Annotated in this window: 17 protein-coding genes; 6 read left to right on the forward strand and 11 right to left on the reverse strand. The window is 46.0% G+C overall.

The window, feature by feature from the left end; genetic code table 11:
• Nucleotides 1-24: 24 nt before the first annotated feature.
• Nucleotides 25-3051, reverse strand: a complete 3027-nt coding sequence (locus BFP75_RS01805) for a WD40/YVTN/BNR-like repeat-containing protein (RefSeq protein ID WP_240531663.1) — start codon at nucleotides 3049-3051, stop codon at nucleotides 25-27.
• A 220-nt stretch (nucleotides 3052-3271) separates the two neighbouring features.
• The gene (locus tag BFP75_RS01810) at nucleotides 3272-5152 is read right to left on the reverse strand and encodes a CocE/NonD family hydrolase (RefSeq protein WP_099542972.1); all 1881 of its coding nucleotides are present in this window, start codon (nucleotides 5150-5152) and stop codon (nucleotides 3272-3274) included.
• 725 nt (nucleotides 5153-5877) lie between these two features.
• Here BFP75_RS01810 and BFP75_RS01815 point away from each other — a divergent pair.
• From BFP75_RS01815 to BFP75_RS01835, 5 genes are all read left to right on the forward strand, one after another.
• Nucleotides 5878-6618, forward strand: coding sequence for an SDR family oxidoreductase (locus BFP75_RS01815; protein ID WP_099542973.1), 741 nt, complete (start codon nucleotides 5878-5880; stop codon nucleotides 6616-6618).
• 22 nt (nucleotides 6619-6640) lie between these two features.
• A complete protein-coding gene (locus tag BFP75_RS01820) occupies nucleotides 6641-8038 on the forward strand; it encodes an NAD-dependent succinate-semialdehyde dehydrogenase (RefSeq protein WP_099542974.1) in 1398 nt (465 codons plus the stop codon).
• Between the two features lie 745 nt (nucleotides 8039-8783).
• The gene (locus tag BFP75_RS01825; RefSeq protein ID WP_099542975.1) at nucleotides 8784-9782 is read left to right on the forward strand and encodes an NADP-dependent oxidoreductase; all 999 of its coding nucleotides are present in this window, start codon (nucleotides 8784-8786) and stop codon (nucleotides 9780-9782) included.
• Nucleotides 9783-10158: 376 nt separating this feature from the next.
• On the forward strand, nucleotides 10159-11610 hold the full coding sequence (locus BFP75_RS01830) for an aminopeptidase P N-terminal domain-containing protein (protein ID WP_099542976.1): 1452 nt from the start codon (nucleotides 10159-10161) through the stop codon (nucleotides 11608-11610).
• Between the two features lie 27 nt (nucleotides 11611-11637).
• Nucleotides 11638-13284: a M1 family metallopeptidase gene (locus tag BFP75_RS01835; RefSeq protein WP_099542977.1), complete on the forward strand. Its 1647-nt coding sequence runs from the start codon at nucleotides 11638-11640 to the stop codon at nucleotides 13282-13284.
• A 170-nt stretch (nucleotides 13285-13454) separates the two neighbouring features.
• Here BFP75_RS01835 and BFP75_RS01840 read toward each other — a convergent pair whose 3' ends face one another.
• The 3 genes from BFP75_RS01840 to BFP75_RS01850 all read right to left on the reverse strand — a co-directional run bounded on the left by BFP75_RS01840 (nucleotide 13455) and on the right by BFP75_RS01850 (nucleotide 17440).
• Nucleotides 13455-14330, reverse strand: coding sequence for a sulfite exporter TauE/SafE family protein (locus BFP75_RS01840; RefSeq protein WP_099542978.1), 876 nt, complete (start codon nucleotides 14328-14330; stop codon nucleotides 13455-13457).
• 73 nt (nucleotides 14331-14403) lie between these two features.
• Nucleotides 14404-15993, reverse strand: a complete 1590-nt coding sequence (locus BFP75_RS01845) for an L-serine ammonia-lyase, iron-sulfur-dependent, subunit alpha (RefSeq protein ID WP_099542979.1) — start codon at nucleotides 15991-15993, stop codon at nucleotides 14404-14406.
• 94 nt (nucleotides 15994-16087) lie between these two features.
• Nucleotides 16088-17440, reverse strand: coding sequence for a GAF domain-containing sensor histidine kinase (locus BFP75_RS01850; protein WP_317044501.1), 1353 nt, complete (start codon nucleotides 17438-17440; stop codon nucleotides 16088-16090).
• A 720-nt stretch (nucleotides 17441-18160) separates the two neighbouring features.
• On the opposite strand from BFP75_RS01850, the gene BFP75_RS01855 reads away from it, so the two are divergent.
• Nucleotides 18161-18457: a hypothetical protein gene (locus tag BFP75_RS01855; RefSeq protein ID WP_099542980.1), complete on the forward strand. Its 297-nt coding sequence runs from the start codon at nucleotides 18161-18163 to the stop codon at nucleotides 18455-18457.
• On the opposite strand, the gene BFP75_RS01860 is transcribed toward BFP75_RS01855, so the two are convergent.
• The 6 genes from BFP75_RS01860 to BFP75_RS01885 all read right to left on the reverse strand — a co-directional run bounded on the left by BFP75_RS01860 (nucleotide 18449) and on the right by BFP75_RS01885 (nucleotide 25406).
• Nucleotides 18449-19831, reverse strand: a complete 1383-nt coding sequence (locus tag BFP75_RS01860) for a transglutaminase-like domain-containing protein (protein WP_099542981.1) — start codon at nucleotides 19829-19831, stop codon at nucleotides 18449-18451. The two genes, BFP75_RS01855 and BFP75_RS01860, sit on opposite strands and share 9 nt — an antisense overlap.
• A gap of 268 nt (nucleotides 19832-20099) precedes the next feature.
• Complete coding sequence (locus BFP75_RS01865) at nucleotides 20100-20882, reverse strand: hypothetical protein (RefSeq protein ID WP_099542982.1); 783 nt, start codon at nucleotides 20880-20882, stop codon at nucleotides 20100-20102.
• A 100-nt stretch (nucleotides 20883-20982) separates the two neighbouring features.
• Nucleotides 20983-21891, reverse strand: a complete 909-nt coding sequence (locus BFP75_RS01870; RefSeq protein WP_123803291.1) for a hypothetical protein — start codon at nucleotides 21889-21891, stop codon at nucleotides 20983-20985.
• A 24-nt stretch (nucleotides 21892-21915) separates the two neighbouring features.
• Nucleotides 21916-22629, reverse strand: a complete 714-nt coding sequence (locus BFP75_RS01875) for a class I SAM-dependent methyltransferase (protein WP_240531664.1) — start codon at nucleotides 22627-22629, stop codon at nucleotides 21916-21918.
• A 23-nt stretch (nucleotides 22630-22652) separates the two neighbouring features.
• Complete coding sequence (gene ggt / locus BFP75_RS01880) at nucleotides 22653-24350, reverse strand: gamma-glutamyltransferase (RefSeq protein ID WP_240531665.1); 1698 nt, start codon at nucleotides 24348-24350, stop codon at nucleotides 22653-22655.
• 282 nt (nucleotides 24351-24632) lie between these two features.
• Nucleotides 24633-25406: a DUF1080 domain-containing protein gene (locus tag BFP75_RS01885; RefSeq protein WP_099542990.1), complete on the reverse strand. Its 774-nt coding sequence runs from the start codon at nucleotides 25404-25406 to the stop codon at nucleotides 24633-24635.
• Nucleotides 25407-25610 lie beyond the last annotated feature (204 nt).

The raw sequence follows: 25610 nt of genomic DNA on the forward strand, positions 1-25610 counted from the left end.
AACGTTTAACGGCTCACTACCGACTTATTTATACTTCGATTCCCAAAGGGCTTCCATCTCCCCCACACGTCTATGCAATTGCGCCGCGGCTTCCTGTGTGGCGGCTGTTGGTCGGGCATCTGCCTTTTGCAGCACATTGAGCAAAAAGAGCAATTTAGATTGCAGTCCCACAATCGTTTCGTCTTCCAGTTCCAACGCATAGATACTTCCATAGATCAAATCGCCATCCTCCGGGGCGCCATCGCCCCTGAAGGCCAACAACTTTTCCTTCTTCCTACCCTTTACCGAGCTGGCGTCAATCGCTTCCCGAATCTCCTGCAATCTCTCGTAATCTTTATAGGTCTCTAGGGATAGGTCGGTTTGAAGCTCAAGGGCTTCCTCGCTCATTTCGGAACGAGGGTCCAGTTTTACTTTGATGTTTTTTTCCAAAATTTTCCCATCAACCTTCAATTGCACTTTATAGGTTCCCGGAGCCACAAAAGGTCCTTCCGGTCCACTGGGGGTATTATATTGCACGGCCGCAATGGCAAAGGCCCTGTTCGCGCCCTGAGGCTCCTTGTATCGTAGGTTCCAAACAAATCGGTGATGGCCGGGTTCGCCCGACAATCCTTTGAACGGACGTATCCAATACGTGGGATGCTGCATTTGCGTCGTATCCAATACTTCCGCCCTATCGTCACTGGAAAAATGATTGACCAACGCTCCTTCCGAATCCAATATGTTGAGTTCCACCTTTTGTGCATCGGTACCTACATAATAGTCGATAAAAGCACCGTCCGGCGGATTCTCTCCCGTGGGTTCCTCCGGGGGTAATGGCGTGTCGCTAAACATATTGAACCGTACGCGGTAGGCAACGCTGGGCGAAAATAAATAGGCATTTTGGTCGGAAAAACTAGCCAATTCCCTTAACGGACTCACATCGTCCAAAATCCAAATGGAGCGGCCGTGGGTACCTATGACCAGATCATTTTCATGCACCACCAAATCCCGAATAGAAGATGCGGGCATGTTCATTCTTAGGGATTGCCAAGAGGCCCCATCATCGGCCGAAAAATAGACCTGCCGCTCCGTTCCGGCATACAACAGTCCTTGTTGTTTCGGGTCTTCGCGGACCACGTTTACCGGTCCGGAGGGATTCATCCCCGTAACGACTTCTTCCCAGATTTCCCCATAGTTATGGGTCTTATAGATATGGGGTTGCATATCGTCCTTTCGCATGGCATTCACCGCCACATAGGCCGTTCCCGCATCAAAATGCCCGGCATCGATCTGTGAAATTTTATCCCATGCGGTAATCGAGGTCGGTGTTACGTCGGTCCAAGTGTTACCCCCGTCCCGAGTCACCTGAATTAGGCCATCGTCCGTACCGGCCCAAATAATATCTTTATCCAAGGGCGAAGGTCCAATGGCGTAAACAATCGCCCGTTGCGGCATGTTTTCCATCGCGGCCGTTTTGTAATCCCCAACGCTGGTAGGCACTTCTGGTTGTGCTCTGGTGAGGTCGCCACTGATCTGTTCCCAATGCTGTCCCCCATCATGGGTTTTCCAAATGACATTCGTACCGAACAACAACATACTATCATCGGCCGGATGAAACAATAAAGGCATCGTACGTAGGTATCGGAAATCCCTGGAACGCAACACCTCGGGACCCACATATTGTGACTGCCCCGTTTTTTTATTGAACTTGATGACGCGACCGCCATACACAATATTGGCATCCTTTGGGTCCGGGGCCACATAGGCATATTCATCGGCACCCACCCCTATAAATTCCCGAAACGAGATTTGACCTCCATTGCTCCTACTGGCAATGCCAATGGCGCCACTTTCCTGTTGGCCGCCGTAGACCCAATACGGAAATTGGTTATCCGTGGTCACATGATACAATTGCGCCGTGGGCTGATTGTACCAAGAACTCCACGTGTCCCCGCCATTTACCGTGATTACGGCACCCTGATCGGCGGCAAAAAGCTTGATTTCCGGATGCAGGGGATTAATCCATATCCTATGGTAATCGTCCCCGCCCGGGGCACCTTTGATAGAGGTCCACGTTTTACCGCCATCCACGGATTTGTACGAAGCGATATTCCCCACAAAAACCACGTTTTCGTCCTTGGGATGTACCTTGATTTCGGCAAAGTCACTGCCACGGCCCCACAGACGGTTTTCCGTAGTGACCAAGCTCCAGTTTTCGCCGCCATCTTGACTTGTATACACCCCGCCCTTTTCTTCTGCATCTACGGTTGCATACAGCCGTTTGGAATTGCTGGCCGATAGCGCCACCCCTACCCTGCCCAGGCCCTCTTCCTCTCCCGGAAGTCCGTTGGTAAGAGGTCGCCAGGTGTCCCCGCCATCCGTGGATTTATAGAGTCCGCTGTGGGGACCGGAAAATTTGGCGTTCTCCCAAGGTCCTTCCTGATGTTCCCATAGCGCGGCGAATAGGACGTTGGAGTCGTTCGGGTCCATTTCCACCTGGATTGCCCCGGTATTAGGATTGATATACAAGGTCTTATTCCATGTTTTTCCGCCGTCTACCGATTTAAAAATACCCCGCATTTCATTGGCCCCGTACGGATGGCCCAAACCGGCCACATATACGATATCCGGATTGGTGGGGTGTACGATCACACGACTTACTTGTTGCACATCTTCCAGCCCGATATGTTCCCAACTTTTACCACCATTGGTGGATTTGAACATCCCATCCCCCACGGCAAGGTCCGGACGGTGCAGCCCTTCGCCGGTACCCACGTAAATGACATTAGGGTCCGAGGGCGAAACCGCCAAATCCCCCACGGAACCTGTGGGCACGTCATCAAAAATGGGGTTCCACGTACGGCCATAATCATCCGTTTTCCATACCCCGCCGTTGTTCACCCCAATAAAGAATACATTGGGTTGGGAAGGTACGCCCACCGCACCTACGGTTCTCCCCGCGCGAAAGGGCCCGATCATCCGGTATTCCAGATCCTGATAATAGGATGGGTCTATTTGCGAAAAGCATAGGCTCGTAAAGAGGAAACTCAAACAAAAAAGGGATGTTCTCATGGTAGCGGTCATTTAGTGGTCTCTGTTATATTCAATATTTTTTTATTGGCACCGCCAAAGGGTTTAATACTCCGAGGCTTGCCTAGAAATTAAAAATTTGTTTCCTGCGAATGCCTCGTGGGCTTGCCCCGAGGTAGTTTACTTGGGTACTGCAAATTTCCATACCAAAACGTAATACAATTCCCCATTTTACAAGGCCATCGAATCCATGTTTTTGGGACTACTTACGTATGGGCAAGCGTATCTGAGAGGGATAGGCTTTGGAGTGGTGTATCTTGTTGGTAGCCACCACACCTTCGGATTCATCGTAATTATTGCCCCCCGTATTTAAATTACGGGCAAAACGCGGGAAATTACTACTCGATACCTCAATACGAATGCGATGTCCCTTCTCAAAATAATTACTGGTTGCCATTGGGGTGAGGTCGATTTTGTACACTTCCCCTTCTTCCATAAAAACCTCTTTGTCGTACCCTTCGCGAAAACGCGCACGCTGAATGGTCTCGTCCAAGTTATAGGCCCTGCCATCCGGATAGACATCGATCAGTTTGATCGTAAAATCCGTATCCTTGACATCTGAGGATACATAAAGGGTGGATTCGATAAAACCGGTCACCTCTACGCCTTCTTGCAGCACATCGGTGGTGTAGACCAGTATATCATCACGCTCCTCCATCACCTGTTGGTCAAAGGCGCCTCCTTGGACCGCATTTCCCGTACAACAGACGTTGCCGCCATAGGAAGTTACGGGATTCATGGGGTCGTACACAAAGGTATCCGGTTGGTCTTTGGATGGTTTTTTTCTAGAAAGTGTTCCATTGCCCTTCACGGTATTGGCCGTCCCGTCACTATTTAAATAATAGGTCGTCATTTTACTGTCCTTTGGGGGCCATTGCTCGGCCGTCTGCCAAGTATTCCTCCCCATGGTGAAATATTGCACCCTGGGTGTTTTCTCCTTAAAATCGTTGTTTTCACCTTTCAGCCAAAGGTCCCACCAGGCATAGATCTGTTCGTCATAGTTCAGACGGGCATCGCCTACGCTACGCTCTCCTACGATGGTATTTTCCGTCGCCCTAGTATAGGCGCAGTGCAATGTCGGTGCGATGACCATATATTGATTGTCCCGTATTTCAGGGTCTTTGCTATTGTTCCGAACATGGTTGAAAAGCGCCAGATTGGGCGTGATGCTCACATCGTACCAGGAAGCGAACCAGAAACTGGGGGTGCCAATTTCCATATCGTCGTGATAGAGTCCGCCCGTATACCAATCCGGATGGTTGGGTTTACGGCGTACCATTTTATCAAAAATCTCTTTCTTCCCGTTCATATTTTTTAAGATGTCCTGAATAGGCAAGTGTTGTAGGGCTTCGGACATATCCACCGGCGGATTCTCTGGTGCCAGGTCGTAAAACCGCGAAATACGAATCAGGTCTTCCTGGGTCGCGCCTTCCGGGATGCGGGGTTTGAACTTATCATGCTCCACACCGTAAAGCCAGGAAAAAAATAGCAGCTGCTCCACCCCACCCCGGTACCAATTGCCCTGCTCTAGGATATCGCCCACGCGACCCACCCCCGCACCATAGCCTTGGGGCACCATGGCGGCATGTGCCGGATGGTCCAAAGCGGCCACGGCCATTTGCCATTCTGCGGTACTGGAACAGCCATAGGTACCAATTTTCCCATTGGACCACGGTTGGTCCTTCATCCAGCTAAAGGCATCGTAGCCATCTGTAAGGGGAACGCCCAGAATATCCCACTCCCCTTCCGAAAAATACCGTCCCCGCTCGTTCTGTACCACATAGGCATATCCCCGTTTTACCGCCTCGTAGGCACTTTTCGCCGTTCTGGTCTTCTGCTCCCCATCCCCCCAGGAATTAAAGTTATAGGGCGTTCTTGAGAAAATGATCGGTACCTTTTCATTGGTCTTGGGACGATAGATGTCCGTTGCAAGGCGAATACCATCGCGCATGGGCATTATGACCTTTTGGTCGATGATGGCAATCTCTTCTAATTGTTTGAGAATGGTATCGTCTTCCTGGGCCTTGGAAACGGTACTGAAGACGAGGAGGAATACGAGCAGATACGAATGCGCATTTTTCATAATGTGGTACTGGATTAGTTATCTTCTAAAAATAACCAAAATCCTCCAAAAAGCGATTGAAAACTAGGAAAAGCTAAAATACCGTGGTATTTATTCTCATGGTGTTCTGCCTTGTATTATTTGGAATTTGTGATTTGGAATTTGGAATTTGGAATTTGGAATATAAAAATGATATACGATTCTAATTACGACCACAATCATCCGTTTTCCATCCCGCCCTTGTTCCCACCCTACCGCCAGTTTATAACTGGTGGTCGCACCGTGGTACACAAGCAAAGTAGCAATAAAACATGAAATTCATTTATAAACTGTAAACAAAACCACAACATCGCTGCTGTGGTCTATTTGTCTAGTTTATACTCGGTACGCCATCAGCCATAGATTTCGCAGAGCGGGTTTCTGTTGGGGTACTGTTGCGGGTACGAAGTTGCAAACTTCTACAGCTAGAGGATGTAGCATGAAAAACCACGACATTGGAGCCATGGCCTTCTCTAAACCTTTTATGTTTGTTTTACTTACTCATGCCGGCCACCAGTCGCAGACTGGCGGGAGCGGGGGAACTTTAATTAAATAATATCCCTACAATCCCTTTTAAAATTTCTCTCCTACTTAACCCTAAAAACTATAAACCGCGCTCCATAGCGAACCCGTCAATTCCCTGTTCTTTATAGTTAAGGAAATCCGTCCGTAGCCCCTATATTGTAGGGAATCAAAAAAAGAATGCTATGAATTTAGAAAACAAAGTAATACTCGTAACCGGAGCCTCAAGCGGTATAGGAAGAGCGGCCGCCCACAAATTGGCCCAACACGGCGCCAAAATGGTCCTTATGGCCCGGAGCGAAGATGAACTCAACGAATTGAAATCCAACATAGAAGCCAATGGCGGTACCGCGTTGGTTGTAGCCGGGGATGTCACCAAAATGAAGGACTTTGAAAATGCGGTTTCCAAAGCGAAATTGAAATTTGGAACGGTGAATGCCCTGATCAACAATGCCGGACTGATGCCCCTCTCCTTTGTAGAAAAATTAAAGACGGATGAATGGGAAAAAATGGTGGACGTGAATATTAAGGGCGTATTGAACGGTGTGGCCGCGGTACTACCGGAGTTAAAAGCCAATAAAGACGGTCATATCATCAACATCTCTTCCATGGCCGCACACCGGTACTTTCCGGGCGGAGCCGTGTATTGCGCCACAAAGGCCGCAGTAAAGATGTTTTCCGAAGGCTTGCGCCAAGAACTGGCCCCAAAATACGGCATCAATGTCACTTCCATAGAACCGGGTGCGGTTGCGACCAATCTTACGGATACCATTACCGATGAAGATATCATGGAGAAAATGAAGGAGATGCAGCAAATGGACACCTTGGAAGCCGAGGATATTGCAGATGCCATTTACTACGCACTCTCCCAACCGGAGCGTGTAAACATCAACGATGTGTACCTGGTACCCAGCGAACAACAGTAATTCACTAAAAAAATAGAAAATAATGGCAACGACAACAACAAATAAAACGTTTAAAACAATCAATCCCGCAAACGGGAAACCCCTCACTACGCATACGTTAATGACGGATGAACAGGTGGCCAACACCATTCAAAAATCGCACGAAGCCTTTAAAAAATGGAAATTCAAATCCGTTGAGGAACGGGGCAAGGTGATTTCCGCCATAGGGGAAGAATTGCAAAACTATAAAAAGGAACTGGCCGAGATGATGACCTCCGAAATGGGAAAACTCCTGAAGCAAAGCGAACAGGAAATAGACCTATGTAGTGCCATTTGTAGCTTTTCGGCCAAAAATGCACCGGACGCACTCAAAAGCGAGGAACGCGAAATTTCCGATGGTGGCCGAGGCATCATCACCTACGCCCCTTTGGGCGTTATTTATGGGATCCAACCGTGGAACTATCCGGCCTATCAGGTCATTCGCTATACCATTGCCAATTTAATGGCGGGGAACAGTGTGTTGCTGAAACATGCCGAAAATGTGACCGGAACGGCCAAACTCCTGAAATCGATATTCGATACCGCGGGATTGCCCGAGGGACTGTTCAGTGTTCTGGTGATTACCCACGATCAATCGGACACCATCATAGAACACGAGTTAATCCGAGGCGTCACCTTAACGGGGAGTCCGGGTGCCGGAAAGAAAATCGGGAAGAAAGCCGGCAAGGCTCTCAAGAAAACGGTATTGGAGCTAGGTAGTAACGATGCCTACCTTATCTTGGATGATGCCGATATTGATCTGGCCGTGGAAAAATGTATCCAGGGACGAATCTATAACAATGGGGAAACCTGTATTGCCGCCAAACGCTTTATTGCGACGGAGGCGGTCTATGATGAGTTCCGGGAAAAGTTCGTAAAAGGCATGAAGGCATTGACATTGGGCAACCCAACCGATTCGGAAACCGATTTGGGCCCTATGGCACGTAAAGATCTTCGGGAAAAACTGCACGAACAGGTACAAAAGAGTGTACAGAACGGAGCCGAAATTCTCTGCGGTGGGGTGATGCCCGGTGGCGAAGGCTATTATTATCCAGCGACCGTTTTGGTTCAGGTAAGCGAAGGACAACCGGCGTATGACGATGAACTGTTCGGCCCGGTAGCTTCCTTGATCAAGGCCAAAGATGATGAGGATGCCATGCGTATTGCCAACGATAGCCGATTCGGACTCGGAGGCGGAATATTCTCCAAAGACGTGGACAAGGCTGTGGAAATGGCCAGCAAATATTTTGATACCGGAATGGTATTTATCAACTCCTTTGGCTTGGCAGAACCCAATATGCCTTTCGGAGGGGTCAAGAATTCGGGTTACGGACGCGAGCATGGTGGATTCGGTATGAAGGAATTCGTAAATGCGAAGTCCATCATGATCGGTGAAGATTAAGGTACTGTATATTTAGAACTTCGTAGTTGTTCAGACCCTTAATATGAGGCTGTCAAAAAAGTCATTTCTGCTGTCAATTCGAGCCTTTCGGCTCCGCTCAAGATAAACTTAAATCGAGAATTATATCCTTTTGGTTATTAACGCATCTCGACTGCGCTCGATGTGACATTTGAATAGAATTGTGACCTTTTAGACAGCCCTTAATTTGCAAAGTACGGATAACTGCCATCGCATCCACTGGGAAGTAGGAACATAACCTCTACCTTTGGGATACCTTAAAATTACTAAAAACCCGTTGTGCATTTTGAACCTGTCACCTTAACCAAAGGGTCAGTCCGAGTTATTGGAAAAAAATTTCGTTGGAATGTGAATGACGTTTTTTTGAACGGAGTGAGTAGATTTCAATGGTGGTTTTTGGGTATAAATTAGCGTTGGAATTGTCCGTTGAAAATCAGCAATAATGAACGAAGGGTTGGAAGTGCGGTGCGCTAGCGCGACGCATGTAAACCCGATAGTGAATGGTGCGCAGCAATTGCCTATTTTCAACTTGATTTTTTTGCTTCGTTTTTTTATCAAGAAAAAAATGAAGGGAAAGGCCCAAAGGAGCCTGCCCTGAGCGAAGGCGATGGGTTCGCGATACACTTGAATTTCGATGGAAAAAATCGAAAATCAACCACTCGAAGGGATACTTTTTATATAAAATTTTTAAAATGCATAAGGAATTACTTAACAAAAAAACGATACGATGATACAAACGATACACTTAAAAAAACGTCCGGTAGGGGCCCCTACCCTGGACAATTTTGAACTTACGGAATCCGAGAATAATTTAACCATCAAGGACGGCGAAGTGCTTTTGGAAACCAAATACCTCTCGGTAGACCCTTATTTACGGGGACGCATGAGCGATGCCAAATCCTATGTCCCGCCCTTTGAAGTGGGGAAACCCATCAATTCCGGCATCATTGCAGAGGTCATCGAGTCCAAAAATGAAAACTTTACCAAAGGCGATTTTGTGAGGGACCGATTGGATTGGAAAACGCTTCAAGTTTCCGATGGCGAAAACCTACAAAAAGTGGACCCGGATAAAGCGCCCTTAAGTGCCTATTTGGGTATTGTGGGCATGACGGGATTAACGGCCTATTTGGGCCTACATGAAATCGGAAAACCGAAAAAAGGGGAAACCTTGATCGTATCCGGTGCTGCAGGTGCCGTAGGTAGTGTTGTGGGTCAGATCGGGAAGATCTTGGGCCTTACGGTCATTGGTATTGCCGGTTCCGATGAAAAGGTGGAATTATTAACCTCCGAATTCGGATTTGACCGAGGCATCAATTATAAGACTACGGAGGATATGAAAGCCGCCATTAAGGAGGCCGCTCCCAACGGGGTGGACATCTATTTTGACAATGTGGGCGGGGAAATCTCCGATGCCGTACTCTTCAGCATCAACAAGTTCGCCAGAACCATCAATTGCGGGGCGATATCGGTCTATAACAACACCGAAACACCTACCGGGGTGAGCGTACAACCTTTTTTAATTAAGAACAGCGCCTTGATGCAAGGCTTTATCGTTTCTAATTACTCCGAAAAATTTCCGGAGGCCATGGAGCAGTTATCCACATGGTTGGGCGAGGGAAAATTGACCTACCGAGAAACCATCGTGGAAGGATTTGAAAATACCCCACAGGCCTTTTTGGACATGATGGACGGCAAGAAAAAAGGAAAAATGATCGTAAAGGTTTAATTGCCTGTCCTCTGAGCGTTGTCGAAGGGGATAAGGAACAAAGTATCTAAAATGTCCCCCCGAGCGCAGTCGAGGGGTCTTTTTACTAGCAGTAAAGTAAGCGGTACCCCCGAGCGGCTTGTACTGAGCCTTTCCTTTTGCTGCGCAAGGTGCGTTCAAAGAAAACATATTTTCTTTTCACCCAATGCTCAAGGTAAATTAAAGTCGTGGTAAGCCGAAGGGAATTAGGAATAAAAATGTGATATGTCTCCCTGAGCGACCTGCATCCATCGGGATATGACATTCTTTAACCCGGCAATCCATTCAACAGGAATAATCTGTATCTTCAAAAGCCAAAAGATTTAAAGCATTCATACATCGACCTAAAACCAAACGCATGAAATCCCTTACAACAACACTGGCTACTCTATTGCTCTTGTTCACTATCGTTCCCCTTTTTGCGCAGGAAAAGCACCACTATCAAACCGACTTTTCGCCCGAGGAATTCGGCCAACGACGGTCGCATATCCTGGAAACGATCGGGAACAATGCCATTGCCCTAATACAAGGTTCCGGTGGCCGGCCCGGTTTCAGTGTTTTCAGACAATCCAACACCTTTTATTATTTGACAGGTTTGGAAACCGATCATGCCTATCTTCTCCTGAACGGAAAAAACAAACAGGTTACGCTCTATCTCCCCCACAGGGATGCAGGCCGTGAGGAGAGTCAAGGAAAAATACTATCCGCCGAGGATGAAGCGCTTGTCATGGAACTTACCGGGGTGGACCACGTAAAAGGCTATGAATTTCTTGCTTCCGACCTATTGCGCACCGGTCTCATTAAGGCCAACGCACCTGAGCTGTTTACACCGTTAAGTCCGGCCGAAACAGGAAACGATAGCAGGGACGAACTGCTATACGGCCAGGCACGTGCCGCTGCGGATCCTTGGGACGGGAACCCCACCAAGGAGGCACTCTTTGTCCAAAAAATAACGGCACAGTTTCCCCAGTTCCAGATACGGGACCTTTCGCCCATACTTGACGCCATGCGACTCATAAAAAGTGATGTGGAAATTGCCATGATACGAAAGGCGACGCAAATTGCCGGGCTTGGCATCATGGAGGCGATGCGTTCCACCAAACCGGGCATTTATGAATATCAGTTGGATGCCGCGGCCAAATATGTCTTTCATCTGCACGGGGCCCGTGGTGATGGCTATGCCTCCATCATAGGGGGAGGGACCAATGCCTATATGGGCCACTATTTTCATAAGACCGATGTGCTTGAGGACGGTGACTTGGTGTTGATGGATTACGCACCGGATTATCGGTATTATACCAGTGACGTAACCCGTATTTGGCCGGTAAACGGGAAATTTGACATGGCCCAAGAAGCTTTGTACAATTTTATTGTGGCCTATCGTGATGCCTTGTTCAATTATATAAAACCGGGCGTAACCTCCAACGAGGTTTTGGATCGGGCCGCGGAGGATATGACCGAATACATCAAAGATAAACAGTTCGTGAAACCACATCATGTAAAGGCCGTACAGGAAGGCATCAAATTCAGGGGGCATTTTCAACACCCTGTGGGAATGGCGGTACACGATGTGGGCGTTGTGCGTGGGGTCCCCTTACGGGCCGGCATGGTCTTTACCATTGACCCCATGATATGGATTCCGGAAGAACGCCTGTACATTCGTATCGAAGATATGGCCCTAGTTACGGAGGATGGGGTTGAGAACCTAAGTGCCTTTGTGCCTTCCTCCATCGAAGCGGTGGAAAAGACCATCAATGAAAAAGGGTTGACGGAATTTCATCCGCCCGTAGCATTACCTTTTAAAAATTAATTTTTCCAATTGCTGAACACAGGACCCATGAAAAGAAATAGACTGTTTACACTGATTTTTATGACCCTGACGTGGTGCGGGGTTTTTGCCTTGACGGACACCTATCCTAAAAACCCGAACATTGATGCCCTAAACTACAGGTTCGAGATCAAACTATCCGATACTTCGGACGAGATCGTCTGCGAAGAGACCCTAGACATACGCTACCTGACGGCAGGCGAAACAACCTTGCGTCTTGATCTGGTCAATGTTTCCAAAAATTTGGGCAACAAGGGCATGGAAGTGCTTTGGGTACGTTCCAACGGTTCAACCTTGACCTATACCCATGAAAATGATGTCCTTCATGTTCAGCTACCGGAGCCCTCTTCAAAGGACCAACGCACGAGCTACACGATACACTATAAGGGGATTCCAGCTTCAGGGCTTAAAATAGCCGATAACAAATATGGGGACCGCACCTTTTTTAGTGATAATTGGCCCGATAAGGGAAGGCATTGGCTGGCCACCATAGACCACCCGTACGATAAGGCCCAATGTGAGTTTGTCGTCACGGCACCATCGCACTATCAGGTCGTTTCCAACGGACTGAAAATCGAGGAGCGGGATATGGAAGATGGCAATCGCTTGACCCATTGGAAGCAGTCGGTCCCCATCGCCTCCTGGCTTTATGTTTTGGGGGTTGCGAGGTTTGCGGTCCAGTACGTGGATGAATTCGACGGGAAATCCATTGAAACATGGGTATACCCACAGGATAGGGATGCAGGGTTTTATGACTTTGCCATTCCCACCAAAAGTACCTTGGAGTTTTATAGTGATCGCATTGGTCCTTTTTCCTATGAAAAATTGGCCAATATCCAGTCCAACAGTGTTAGCGGCGGTATGGAGGCGGCTTCGGCTATATTATATAGTGAAAACTCCGTCGTGGGCGATAGAAACGAACGATGGCGCAACGTAGTCATCCATGAAATTGCCCATCAGTGGTTCGGGAATGCCGTAACGGAGTATGATTGGGACGATGTTTGGCTTAGCGAAGGCTTTGCTACCTATTTCACTTTGCTCTTCATTGAACACCAATACGGCCGTGACGCCTTTTTGAATGGCTTGGAAAAAAGTAAAAAGACGGTAGATGCATTTTATGAAAAGAACCCCGGCTATCGCATCGTGCATGATAATTTATCCGATATGTCCCAGGTGACCACGGTACAGACCTATCAAAAGGGCAGTTGGATCTTGCATATGCTGCGGGGCGTTGTGGGCACGGACGTATTTTGGAAAGGGATACGCTCGTATTACCAGAAATATATGGATGCGAATGCCACAACGGGTGATTTTCAGCGGGAAATGGAAGATGCATCGGGCATGGACCTTGAAGCTTTCTTTGATCAATGGTTGTACAAACCAGGAACCTTACAGCTCAGGGGCACTTGGGAGTTTGATCCAAAAAATAAGGAGGTGAAAGTCTGGCTAGACCAAGTACAGAACGATGGCAGCCTCTTTAAAATGCCCTTGGAGATCGGTGTATATGGTGCTTCGGATAAACAACAGGTCATCAAAACGATATCGGTGGACAAACAATCGGACACATTCACATTTCCGATAGATTTTACGCCTGAAAAGGTAGTGCTTGACCCCAATTACTGGGTACTCATGGAAGCCGATTTTTCCAAAAAGTAAACTACCTCGGGGCAAGCCCACGAGGCATTCGCTGGAAACAAATTTTTAATTTAGAGGCCTGCCCGACAAGCATTCAGGCGGGCAAGCCTCGGAGTATTAAACCCTTTGGCGGTGCCAATAAATTGGAACAACACATTGGCCCAGATCCTGAAACGCAACGTGCTTTAGATTTAATCTGAATCTACGTTTTCCTTATGGGTAAAACCACCATGGAGCATTACGCCGGAAGTGTAGAGTATGACTGCAATAACGACCCATCGCAGCACATCCAACGGTAATGATTTAACCACAAAGGCAGCAAGGCCCACGGCCACGATGCCCGGAATGGCCATGGCAACGGCCGCCTTTCTGTTATAGGCCTTTTCCCGAATAAATCGTACCGAGGCCGGGGGCATCAAGAAAGCGCAAGAGCCCATCATAATGGGAAAAGCCACTTGGGGCGACATTCCCAAAGCAAATACCAAGGCCATACAAGGCGCATACAGGCCAATGCCCGCCGTCATCAAAGCGCCCAAACCAAAATTCGCAATAAGGGCAATGACCAATTTTGTACCGGTGAGCCCTATGGCCTCTCCCCCGCCCTGTATCCAATCCAGGCTCGTGGCCATCATGAAAAAAGCGGTGACCAAAAGGGCAAAACCCATCACCAACCGTATCTTTTTTTCGGACATCTTGGCCACGATTCCCGCACCCAAAACAGCCCCTAATGCCGCTGAGATGAACATGGTTACCAAGGTGATCGGCTCCACCTCGATAATGGTAATAAAAATCAGTGCCTGAAAAAGTACGGGTAGCGTATTGGCCACGTTCATGGTTCCCGGGATATGCTTGTCCTTCGTTTGTTTCGTGAATTTTAAAAGGGCCGTTTGCGGCGCAAAGGCACCAATGCCCAAAACATCAAAAAAATTGACCACAAAACCAATAACGGAAGTCTTTAGCCAGCTACTATCCTCCAGGGAGGTTCTATGTGCCCAAAAGTCCCTTGCCAAGACAATGGAAAACCAAATCCCTAAAGCTGCCAAAGACACCCAGAGTACTGTAATCATACTATATTTATTTAGGACCTAGACCCCTTGATATGCGGTGAACACTGTAAAAAATGGATAATGGAATAAATTTCTAACACACCTTAAAAAAGGTTTTGTTCGTATTCAACTCCCCGTTTGCCAGCTTTGCTTCGATTTCCTTGGCCGTTTTTGTAATGGCCAGTCCCCCCAGACCCGTGCAGCATAAGGTATTGGGCATGGCATCGCCCACTCGTTTCATGGTTTCAATAACTTCATCCAACGGGATAAGGTGGTCATAGTCGGATAAGGCCATATTTGCACAAGAAATGGCATTCGTGGCGGCCATGACGTTTCTATTTAGACAGGGTGCTTCCACACGATCGGCGATCATATCGCACACCATGCCCAAGCTGGATTGCAGGGCCATGGAGGCTGCCGAGAGCGATTGCCGTAACGAACCTCCTTTCAAGACTACGATACCCGCAGCGGCCATTCCCGAACCCGAACCGCATTCGGCCATGCAACCGCCAACTTCTGCGGCAAACGTGGCATGTGCAGCAATGAAAACGCCGATCATCCCAGCGGCCAACATTCCCTTTACCAGTTCATCCTCTGAAAGTCCCAATATTTTTCCAATGCCCAAAATTGCCCCAGGCAACGCACCGCAGGAACCTGCCGTTGGGGCCGCAACGATTACACCCATGGAACTTTTTACCTCCATCATGGCCGAGGTATAGAGAATCACTTGGTTCAGTACATCGCCTTCCACCAATTTTTTACCGTCCATCCGTTCCTGAAACGTAAGGGATTGCGGACCAAGAATACGATCGGCATACTCCGTTCCTTTTAGTCCCTGGGCAATGGCATGTTGCATGATTTTTACAATGGAACGCATTTTCTCAAAAACTTCCGCCTCGGAAATATGGCCCCTCATGCTTTCATAAACCAGTGCCAACTCCCATAATTCAAGATTTTTATCGGCATTATAGTCCAACATTTCATTACAAGTGATAAAAGGGACCTGGAGGTCTTTTCTTGCCAGTACCGGAAGTACAGGGTTCAATTTTTTAATAAAAAGAACCTCCTTCAACTCCAAAAGTGATACCTCGAGATCCTTTGGAATAAACCGATTTGACTTGACTTCAACAAACCCTGCATCCCCATCCCGATAGGCAATTTCATCACAGGCAAAGGACTTTTCAACTTGAGAGATAATGGCTGAGGGCGATGTACAATAAATCAAGGTCTGATAATAGTCCCCGGCCATTGAAACGTGGGCCCCATCTATTTCCTGTACCTCGATCATGCCTCCCCCGGTGGAAATTGCCGTGAGCCTTCGGGTCTCCTTCGCGTTTTTGAGGGTAATTTTGTACGTATTTGGATGCGTGGCCCCAATTGGATGAATATCAATTTTTATGGCAATACCCGCTTCATCGATTGCCTTTAGGTAATTGGGCAAACGTTCATCGTCCGCTTCCCAGCCCATAAATCCGCCGAACAAACCCATGTCCGAACCTTGACCCTTATGCGTGGTGGCCAAGGAACCATTGGGGTCAAATTCAATGTAGACCTCTTGGATGTCCCCATCCATAAGGTCAAGACAGAGCCTGCCTATACGAAGCGAAGCCGCACAATGCGAACTTGAGGGGCCTCGCATAACGGGGCCGATTACGTCATTGAATATACTAGGATATGTTTTCATGCGATGTTTCCTTAGAAGGTTTGCAAATCAAGTGTTTATAAAGATAAACGGAAATTTCCCACTATGGAAAAAAGAATGAAGGAACCTTTACGGGCTAACCCAATGCGGCGGGTAGCGTAAAGTAAAAGGTAGTGCCTCTGCCCTCTTCACTTTGCAGCCAAATGCTGCCCTTGTAGTGGTGCACAATTTTCTTTACGATGGACAGCCCTATGCCAGAGGATGCATTGTTATGGTCCAGTTTGTTGAACACTTGGAATATCCGCTCAAAATGGTCCGGATGGATGCCCATGCCATTATCTTTTATAAAGAATTCATTCACTCCCTCCCTTTCAGAGTGCCCAATAGTAATTTTTCCTTTGGGTTTGTCGCTGTATTTAATGGCGTTTTGTATCAAGTTTTGGAACAGTTGCTTAAAACGCCAATCGTTGCCATACATACGGGGCCATGATTTCTGTAGGTGGATATGAATGTGCGCCGGCACCAATAGCGTTTCCAGCACATCCTCCAAGAGGGCCTTGAGATCAATGTCCCGATCGGCCGTGGTAAGCTTGTCTATGGTTGCATAGTCCAAGATGCCTTTGATAAGATGGTCCATCTTTTCCACGTTCTGCTGTACTTGGTATAGTGGCTTTAGGGCGCTTTCCGTTAAGGTAGTTTTATGGTCGTCCAAAAACCAGGTGATCAAGGTATAAATATTGATCAAGGGCGCCTTGAGGTCATGGGAGACCGCGTGGGCATATTCGTTCAATTCCTGGTTCTGTTGGGAGAGGTGTTGCAACAGTTCCTCCTTTTTGGCCTCTTGCTCTGCAATACGCTCCTCACTTTCCTTGCGCAACAGAACGTTCACTAGCATGTTGGCATAGACAAAGAGGATGTCCTGTTCATTCTGGGAGTATTGATTGATCTTCCGTACGGAATCAAAGCCTATAAATCCAATGAGCTCATTATTTTTTATCTCTGGGATGGTGATCAAACTTTTGATGCCCTGGGGCTCCAAGATGGCGCGTAGCCCAAACTCCCCATCCTGGGGCAGTTGGGAAACATCTTCCACATAAAAGGGCCTGCCCATGCGGTGCGCCTGCAACCACTGTGGGATGAAGTCCACCGGTATATTCTGTAAATTGTGTATCTCAGGCTCAATACCTTGGGCGCACCATTCATAGGTGTTGCTGGTGGTGTTGGCGGTAAAGTCATAGGAGAAGATATAGCTGCGGTCCGCCTCTACAAACTCTCCGATCTGTTGTAGGGATTTTTGGATGAGCCTATCAATGTCCGAGACATCTGCGTTGATGTATTGGGTGGAGATGCTCATCAACAGGTTTTGAAAACGCAGTTGGCGTTCTATGATCTTGTCCTTTTCCAGTTGGTCCTCACCCAGTCCCCCGCCAAGGGCTGTGGTCACCATCTGGGACTTTTTGTCCATAGGACCTGTTAGTTCTTCTTTCATGCTGTTGGGAGGATGAAATCCTTGTCGGTTGATTCTTACATGAATTTAACTTAATTACCGACGTATTATTGTATAAAAAGGCATTGAAAAAGGTTATCGGCGCCAGTGCCTTTTTCCGCCCCCCAACAAAGGTGCTTAAACCTTACCCTGGGCAAAGTCGAGTACCTGGCTTACCCCAATGCCATTTTCGCCCCTCTCGCTTATTGAAGAGCTTATCTGGCCCTCGCATAACGGGACCCAAGGACGTCATTAAAAATATTAGGAGAATTTTGCATCTAAGGATTTTTTTAGTAATTGAAGATTGTTATTACTGAAGTAGATAAATGGGTCTTTCCAAATCATTAGTGGATATTTTGATGTTTTTAGTAGTGCTAAATACTTCATATTGGTTTCATTTTAATGCCAAAAAGAAATCATATGAACCATTTACTAAATAGTGAAGTATTTCACAATGGCCTTAGCAATTATTACCTTTATATTATAAGAATTTTCACGATTAAAACGTACTGAAATTGGTGGCATCAATTAAGCTCATGACACTATCAAAATAGGAAAGGCCATTTGAGGTCATCATTAAAGAAATAAATGATTTTGGGATTCTTCTTTTATCCTAGGAACAAATCAGTCATATTAACCACTTAGTAGGGGATATTTTACTACTTTTAAATAAATCAAATGCTTAACATGAATTTGATAATTTATCACTAAAAACAATTTATTATGATACGATTAAAAGGACTAAAATATTTCACAATGTCGATGTTGCTATGCTGCTTTATTTCTGCAGGGGCATTGACCTCTTGCCGAGATGAAAAAAAGAAAGAGAATACAGAAGAGCAGGCGGAACACCCTGAAGCTGGCGAGCATCCAACGGATGATACCGAAGCTGAAGGAGAACACCCAAGTGGTGGTGAACACCCAAGTGGTGGTGAACACCCAAGTGGTGGTGAGCATCCTGAAGGTGGTGAACATCCTGAAGGTGGTGAACATCCTTCTAAGGATTCCGTATCAGGGTAAGCTTGCCGTTTCTTTTGGTTTTTTTTGCTCCGCTTTCCGAACAAAGGAAAAGAATGTTTTGGGATATGCTGGTGACTCTCCAATTTCCATAACGGGATAGGCAAGAAAGTTTATGGGGCCTGCGTGAGGTCCGGGCTCAAAGCAAAGGTCACGTCCTTTTGTGAATTCAATACGATTTGCCGGATGTCTTCCAAAGTAATAGGTAGCAAGTGCCGTGTATTTATTGGCTTCACTAATATCTACGGGCCACCATTTTCCTTCTGCAAAGAACTCCGCCCAACAATGATATCCGTCTATACCACCTTCATTACGATCTGAGGGTATGGAAGCGCCAACGCCAAAACGAGATGGGATACCTGTGGATCTTGCCAGAGAAATGAAGAGGGAATGGAATTCGGTACAGTTACCGGTCATGGCATCACAGGCGTAAACGGCATCGCCAGTACCATACGTACCAGCTTTTACATATTTCATATTATCTATGATATAATCGTATAGGGCGCGTGCCTTCATAATGTCACCATCGTTTGGTTTTAGACCGATGATGGAATCGGCTAGTGTCTGGAACCTATCTCCCAAGGGCATGAGACGACTGGGGTTCAAGTACCTTGAAATTGCAGCGTCTTCCTCATAGGGGTTTTTTTCCCGTCTTTTAACATGGTATGTAATTGCTATTTCCGTTCCACTCTGCTCAGGGGTAAGTTCTGCATACATCACCTTGTTGCCATAGACCTTTTCTTTGATTATTTGATGTTCCACGGGAGCTTTAATGGCCAATTGCCCAATAGTTTGAAAGCGATCGCTCTGCGGAATGGGAATCCATATTTTTGCCGCTTCTTTTATTTCTGGGATAGTGACCTGATAACGAAACTCAAAATTATCTTCGTCCTCTATGACACCCAATAGATCGGAGGTGGCATTTTCAATGGGTAATCGGTACCATGTTTTGTCCTTTCGTTGTTTCCAGGTATAAAAAGGCTTGCCATTGAGTTTGTGCAAAGTTGTTTCGGTGACATTCATGTTGCCAGGTTCACCATTCAAGAAAAAATCTACATCGTATACATCACCGCTCACATCGGCAAGATCAACGCAAGCAAAATGTCTACCAGGTCCAAGATTGGAAAGGTACTCAGTATGCACGCGTACCAATTTTAGTCGCAATTCCTTACCATCTGCCGTCATGTTAAAATATCCGCCACCTTCGGCGACCTTCTTATCTATAATGGCCTTTATTCCTTTTTCAATATCGTCAGTAACCACTTTGGGGCTATTATTTTCGGCAATTGCTTCTTCATCATTTTTGTCATTCTTCTGAGTATTGCAGGCAAAAACAACTAATAGCGTGGCAAGAGAATATAGTTGGGAAATCTTCATTGTGTCAACTGATTTTGTATCGTATGAATTTACGATTATTTCAGTGGAATTTTATAGTTGGTCTTATTTTCAGAATTTTAAGGAAGAATTATCCTCTCCCGTTCTAGCAAACCTACTCTCACCATACTAGGTTATAAAGTTTGTATCCTGATTATAGAGCCAAACATTGTTCCAAAAGCAATGCATTCGGGATTAAAATCGTTCTTTGAAGATAGTTTTACAACATGGGCATTTGATGCCTTTTTTTTTTAAATATCGGGCGCTAGTTTTACAAAACGGTACCATTTTCCAACCAACGTTGTAGAAGGACCTCATTATGTGAAATATCAACAAGATGAAATTTTTTGAATTTTGTAAACACCCGTGATTCATTTAGTTTTTCCATACAGACAGAAACAGGTGAAAAATAGTTGGAATGAATTAAAAGTAATTCCCCGTCCCTTTTTAAAAGATAGCCCACGTGACCTTCATCAAAACCTATGAAATAGAGGCCTTCCTGGGTTAAACTATCGATTTCGGCCAAGGCATTTTCCGGAGTTTCTTGTACAACATTTTTAATTTTAGACCCACAACTGATCATTTTTGCTTCATCGATGGGAGATTTTTGGGCCAAAGTATATCGATTTAGCTTTACACCCATATCACGTAAGGTGGTAGATATAAAATATCCACATGCTATTTTTCCTTGATTGGGAACTTCTGTATGACCTCCAAAACTCCAAGGCGTGCCATACCAGTGCGGTAGGATTTCATTAACCAACTGATCGGTGAAGGCTTTTTTAACATGATCAAAGGAAATAGTGCCGTTCCTAAGGTCTTCCTGTAATCGTAACCGTAGGGATTTGACGGCCGCTTTGGTATTTGTGTAGGAAATGGCGATACTATCGGGGTCCATCTCATAAAGTGCTGTTTCCTTTTCGTTCTCCTCTTTTAATGCTACAGGAGGACGTATCATTTCCGATGCATAGGATACCTCCACATTTCTATCGGTGTTTACGGTCAAGGGAAGTGTAAAAATCAGGGAGAATAATAACGAAAGATAAAATATCATTTTTCTAGGTGCTAATATATCTTATAATAAAGTAACGTATTCATTACGAACAAAGTACGTATAAATAGTTAAATTCCTGCACTTCAACTTCCCCTGTTCCTTAAATACTAAGGTTTACACCCCACCAAACTTCATAATCCCTAGGTATTAATGGCCGGTAACTTTGAAATCCTTGATCGGCAATCTTGAGGCCTTCAATCTCATTTTTATCGTTTCGGACGTAACCGATGAAAATGAAGGAATGACCGTATGGGTCCAATTTCTTCACATCGACACCCTTTACCACTTTTTCATAGTCCTTTTGAAACCGCCAAACTTGCATCAGGGCCCCAGGTTGTAACTCTCCAGACCAAACACCCTTAGTATCGACCAGGGTTCCCATACCGGCATACGCCACGGCCCCCGCGTTTCCTTTGCCTCTATATGCTTCCGGAAGGCTTTTCCAGCCCTTTTTTGTATCGGAAGCGGATACATAGAGTAAATTGTAGACCTGTTTTGGAGTATACGTAGCTGTGCCCATATATTTGGGCAAATCCTGATAAATGGAATGGCCGTGAATCTCCTTATAAGCCTGTTCAAATCGATTCTTACTTACAGACAAACAATGACCATTGGGTTCCTTATTCTCGCTATTGATATAGTTTTCTAAAATTTTGAGAGCAACAGGACTTTTTGGTCTTTCATTCTCCGTTTCTTCCATCAAATTTGTCAAATCAAGGGTATCGTGCAGTATCAGCGAGTCTATGGAACCGGAAATGGAAACGGTCATATCCTTAGTAAAGCGGTTGATATATCCATGGTCGTCCAAAACATAGTTCCAGCCATTAGAATTCACTTGGTTGTTACTTTCCTTTTTAAGAACAAGATTCTCATCCGGTACGGCAAGGTTTGCTTTTTCTTTGACCTTCTTTGAAGAGGCACAACTAGTCAGAACCAATCCAATGGCAACAATACCTCTAAAACAATTACAGAACTTCCCAAGCCCTATGGATAACGAAATGCGGATCATTTTTTTGGCCAACGATTCTAATTACTAGTCCTTCACAAATACCATACAGTGCTGCCATGGTAGGTTGTCCATATTTTGTTTTAAGGAAAGACCTGCAGCTTTCATTTCTGTAACCGCTTGTGCCTCGGTCATTTTATGGAGTTCCTTGATGGGCACGGAGGCATCCTCGCCCCGGTATTCGATAAGATACAATTCGGCTTCCGGTCGCATCGCCTTTATGATGGATTGTATCATTTCCAGCGGATAATTGAACTCGTGGTAAACATCCACAAGCAAAACCTTATCCACTGAATTTTCACGGAGGTTCACGGATTTTTCACTTCCTTGGACCAGCAGTACGTTTATTGAATTTCCTTCCATTTTTTTGGCCTCCATGGCGGCCAACATTTCAGGCTGAATATCTACGGCATATACCATTCCGTCTTCGACCATGGGTGCCATTTTAAATACATGATAGCCGGAACCCGCGCCAATATCCGCAATGGTATCGCCGGGCTTAATATTCATGTTTTGAAGTAGTTTAGAGGTATTTTCCTCTTCCTCCCGCTCCGAACGCTCCAGCCAGGACATCCCTTGAAATCCCATGACATGGGCTATTTCACGCCCCTTGTACCATTTACCGATGCCGTTTGGGTCACCGCTTTTGTATTGATAGTCGGTAGAAGATTCCATTACCTGTCCCTTGCAGGAGCAAACCATTAGCAATCCTAGAAGTATTAATACCGATTTGTATTTCATTCCGATTTTCATTTTTCACTCTATTAATATCCTGCTGCCTGACCGTCCTTACGCGACTCCGATGCACCTGTATACACCTTGTTTTCCAAATCGACACCAATCGCCTGATAGCCTCCATACATGCCTACACCAAAGCCTATTCGGTGGCCTTTTTTCCGTAGTTCCCGTAGGATTTCTGGTTCAAAGCCTGTCTCCAAATTCAAGGTGCCCCCATTGCTCATTTTGGATCCTGTAGGTTGTGAACTTCCTGTGTGCCGCATTCTGGGTGCATCCCCGGCTTCCTGTAAATTCATGCCAAAGTCAACCACGTTCACTACAATCTGCGCATGCCCCTGGGGCTGTACGGCCCCACCCATAAGCCCAAAACTGACCCACGGTTTACCGTCCTTGGTGATAAAGGCCGGAATGATGGTATGGAAGGGACGTTTCCCCGGTTCCAGGGCATTCGCATGGCTAGGGTCTTGAACATTGAACATTTGCCCCCTGTTTTGTAGCACAAAACCCAATCCGTCCGGCACCATGCCCGAAGCAAATTCGGAATAAATACTTTGTATCAAGGAGACCATATTGCCTTCCTTATCGGCTACGGTCAAATACGTCGTATTCCCCGTTTCAATTTCCATATCCCCTGCGGGATAGGTATCGGCCGCTTTGTCCATGTTTATGAGCTTTCTGCGTTGTTCGGCATAGGCGTCTGACAATAGGGTTTCCAAAGGAATCTTGTTGAATTCAGGGTCGGCATAAAACTTCGCCCTGTCCTCGTAGGCCAGTTTTTTCGCTTCGGTGAGCACATGCAGGTATTCGGTACTACCCAATCCCATTTGGGCGATATCGAACCCTTCGAGAATGTTCAACATCTGAAGGGCCGCTGTACCTTGTCCGTTGGGCGGAAGTTCCCAAACATCATAACCTCGATAGTTGACGGAGACGGGCTCTACCCAGTTGGAAGTATGGCTAGCCAAATCTTCAAAACGTAGGAATCCGCCGTGCTTTTTCATATAACTGTCGATGGTCTTGGCAATGGTACTTTTGTAAAAGGCATCCCGACCTTCTTTAGCAATAAGTTGATAGGTATTGGCCAAATCGGTATTGACAAAAACTTCACCCTTCATGGGTGGACGGCCCTTTGGCATATAGGTGTCGGCAAAACCGGGCTGATTTTGAACCGATTCATAATTGGATGCCATTTCATAGGCGATGACCTCGGACACGGGAAATCCATTTTTACCATAGTCAATCGCAGGTTTTAATACATCCTTCATGGCAAGCTTCCCGAATTTTTCATGCAATGTGAACCAGCCATCTACACAGCCTGGTACGGACACAGGCAAAGGACCATAAAATGGTACATATTTCATACCCTTATCAATAAAGTAGTCAATGGATAGGGATTTGGGTGCCCGGCCACTACCATTGAAGCCGTATAATTTCTGTTCCATGGCCGACCATACGATGGCAAAAATATCGCCACCAATACCACAACTCGCAGGTTCTACGAGTCCTAACACGGCATTGGCCGCAATGGCCGCATCCATGGCGGTACCGCCCTTTTTAAGGATGTCCAAGGCAGCCTGTGTAGCCAAAGGCTGACTGGTCGCCGCCATTCCATTTCGGGCCAGAATCTCGGAGCGCGTCGTAAAGGTTTCTCCGGTCAGTCGGTCTTGAGCATTCAATAGGGTTCCTATAGTAAATAGGGCCATAAATACAGGTACAAATTTCATTTTCATTTTTCAAAAACGTTTCTATTCGTAAAAAAATTGGTTATTACCTTTAAAGATAGCGATAGAAGCCTGAATTTTTATGGCACTTGGGTAAAAGTTTGTAATTGAAGTGAGGGAATTATTTATTGGGGAGGTTCAAGGAGTCCTTTTCAGCGTTCATCCTTCATTAGTAGAAGAAATAAATGGGTACAAACAGCTTACTTCAATGAAAAAACAACCTTGGTGATGATTTTATTGGCGTAAATAGACCGCATATTTAGGGGCAATGGCCTGCTGTACGAACTACAACTCCCTTATTTTCATATTACGGAACCACGATTCAAAATACCAGTTTTGGAGGGCTATTTTTCCCTTGGTCGACTTCCCAAAAGCGGATCGGTCCTTAAAATTGGATGCTGCGACCGTTTTTGACCATTCTGGAGATGACAAAACGGCTTCTGCGGTAAGAATGCCATTGAGGTAAAATTGAATCTGGCCATCTTGTTGCACGATTTTGGCGGTGTTCCATTGTCCGGTGGGATTGGCCTTTGCCTCGTTTTTTTGTGGATACAAGCCCCAAAGGCAGCCAGGCATTTTTAAGGGCGTATTTGTATCCATATGTTCAGGGTCCAATAGTTGATACTCCGGACCTGTCTCATAGGTCGCACCATACTCTGGGGATTCCTGAACATTTATAAAAACACCACCATTGCCACGAAGGCCCATTTGCCACTCGAATTGCAGCTCGTAGTTCTCGAATTCGGTATCTGTTACCAAATCACCAAAGACTTTGATTTCATCGGTCGCGTTACAGTAAATGGTGCCATCCTTTACTCCCCATGCAGAATAGCGAGTAGAATCGGGTTTATTGAACAAATGCCACCCGTTCAGTGTCTCACCATCAAAAAGCAACCTCCATCCATGCTCTTTTTCAATATCCAACAATTGATTGTGAACCTTGTTTTTGATAGCGAGCTCCTTGGAGCGTTCAATTTGAAATTTCTTTTTGTCTTGCTGATTACAGGAAAAAACCAGAAGTAATATGCAGCATAAAAAACTAATGGAAATACGTTTCATAAAAGTGGTCATTTGGTCATTTTGAATTGAAGTGGTTTAAACTTTTTTTGGATCGAAAGACAGGGTTGCAGAGATTTGTGTTGTGAAACATAAGTCAAACCAAAACAACCCTTTATGTACTTTATTCTTGACAAAGATATGATAGAAGAATCAATAGTCGCATACCTTCCTTCACCTAGTCGTGGCTTTAACGTTACGGTACCC

This window comes from Maribacter sp. 4G9, from assembly GCF_002742265.1.
Lineage (GTDB): Bacteria > Bacteroidota > Bacteroidia > Flavobacteriales > Flavobacteriaceae > Maribacter.

What these genes read in the sequence shown, in the direction of transcription:
- BFP75_RS01830 (WP_099542976.1), top strand. Translation starts at nt 10,159, where the DNA reads ATGAAATCCCTTACAACAACACTGGCTACTCTATTGCTCTTGTTCACT.
- BFP75_RS01835 (WP_099542977.1), top strand. Translation starts at nt 11,638, where the DNA reads ATGAAAAGAAATAGACTGTTTACACTGATTTTTATGACCCTGACGTGG.
- BFP75_RS01885 (WP_099542990.1), bottom strand. Translation starts at nt 25,406, where the DNA reads ATGAAACGTATTTCCATTAGTTTTTTATGCTGCATATTACTTCTGGTT.
- BFP75_RS01840 (WP_099542978.1), bottom strand. Translation starts at nt 14,330, where the DNA reads ATGATTACAGTACTCTGGGTGTCTTTGGCAGCTTTAGGGATTTGGTTT.
- BFP75_RS01865 (WP_099542982.1), bottom strand. Translation starts at nt 20,882, where the DNA reads ATGATATTTTATCTTTCGTTATTATTCTCCCTGATTTTTACACTTCCC.
- BFP75_RS01860 (WP_099542981.1), bottom strand. Translation starts at nt 19,831, where the DNA reads ATGAAGATTTCCCAACTATATTCTCTTGCCACGCTATTAGTTGTTTTT.
- BFP75_RS01870 (WP_123803291.1), bottom strand. Translation starts at nt 21,891, where the DNA reads ATGATCCGCATTTCGTTATCCATAGGGCTTGGGAAGTTCTGTAATTGT.
- ggt (WP_240531665.1), bottom strand. Translation starts at nt 24,350, where the DNA reads ATGAAATTTGTACCTGTATTTATGGCCCTATTTACTATAGGAACCCTA.
- BFP75_RS01805 (WP_240531663.1), bottom strand. Translation starts at nt 3,051, where the DNA reads ATGAGAACATCCCTTTTTTGTTTGAGTTTCCTCTTTACGAGCCTATGC.
- BFP75_RS01855 (WP_099542980.1), top strand. Translation starts at nt 18,161, where the DNA reads ATGATACGATTAAAAGGACTAAAATATTTCACAATGTCGATGTTGCTA.
- BFP75_RS01815 (WP_099542973.1), top strand. Translation starts at nt 5,878, where the DNA reads ATGAATTTAGAAAACAAAGTAATACTCGTAACCGGAGCCTCAAGCGGT.
- BFP75_RS01850 (WP_317044501.1), bottom strand. Translation starts at nt 17,440, where the DNA reads ATGAAAGAAGAACTAACAGGTCCTATGGACAAAAAGTCCCAGATGGTG.
- BFP75_RS01810 (WP_099542972.1), bottom strand. Translation starts at nt 5,152, where the DNA reads ATGAAAAATGCGCATTCGTATCTGCTCGTATTCCTCCTCGTCTTCAGT.
- BFP75_RS01845 (WP_099542979.1), bottom strand. Translation starts at nt 15,993, where the DNA reads ATGAAAACATATCCTAGTATATTCAATGACGTAATCGGCCCCGTTATG.
- BFP75_RS01875 (WP_240531664.1), bottom strand. Translation starts at nt 22,629, where the DNA reads ATGAAATACAAATCGGTATTAATACTTCTAGGATTGCTAATGGTTTGC.
- BFP75_RS01825 (WP_099542975.1), top strand. Translation starts at nt 8,784, where the DNA reads ATGATACAAACGATACACTTAAAAAAACGTCCGGTAGGGGCCCCTACC.
- BFP75_RS01820 (WP_099542974.1), top strand. Translation starts at nt 6,641, where the DNA reads ATGGCAACGACAACAACAAATAAAACGTTTAAAACAATCAATCCCGCA.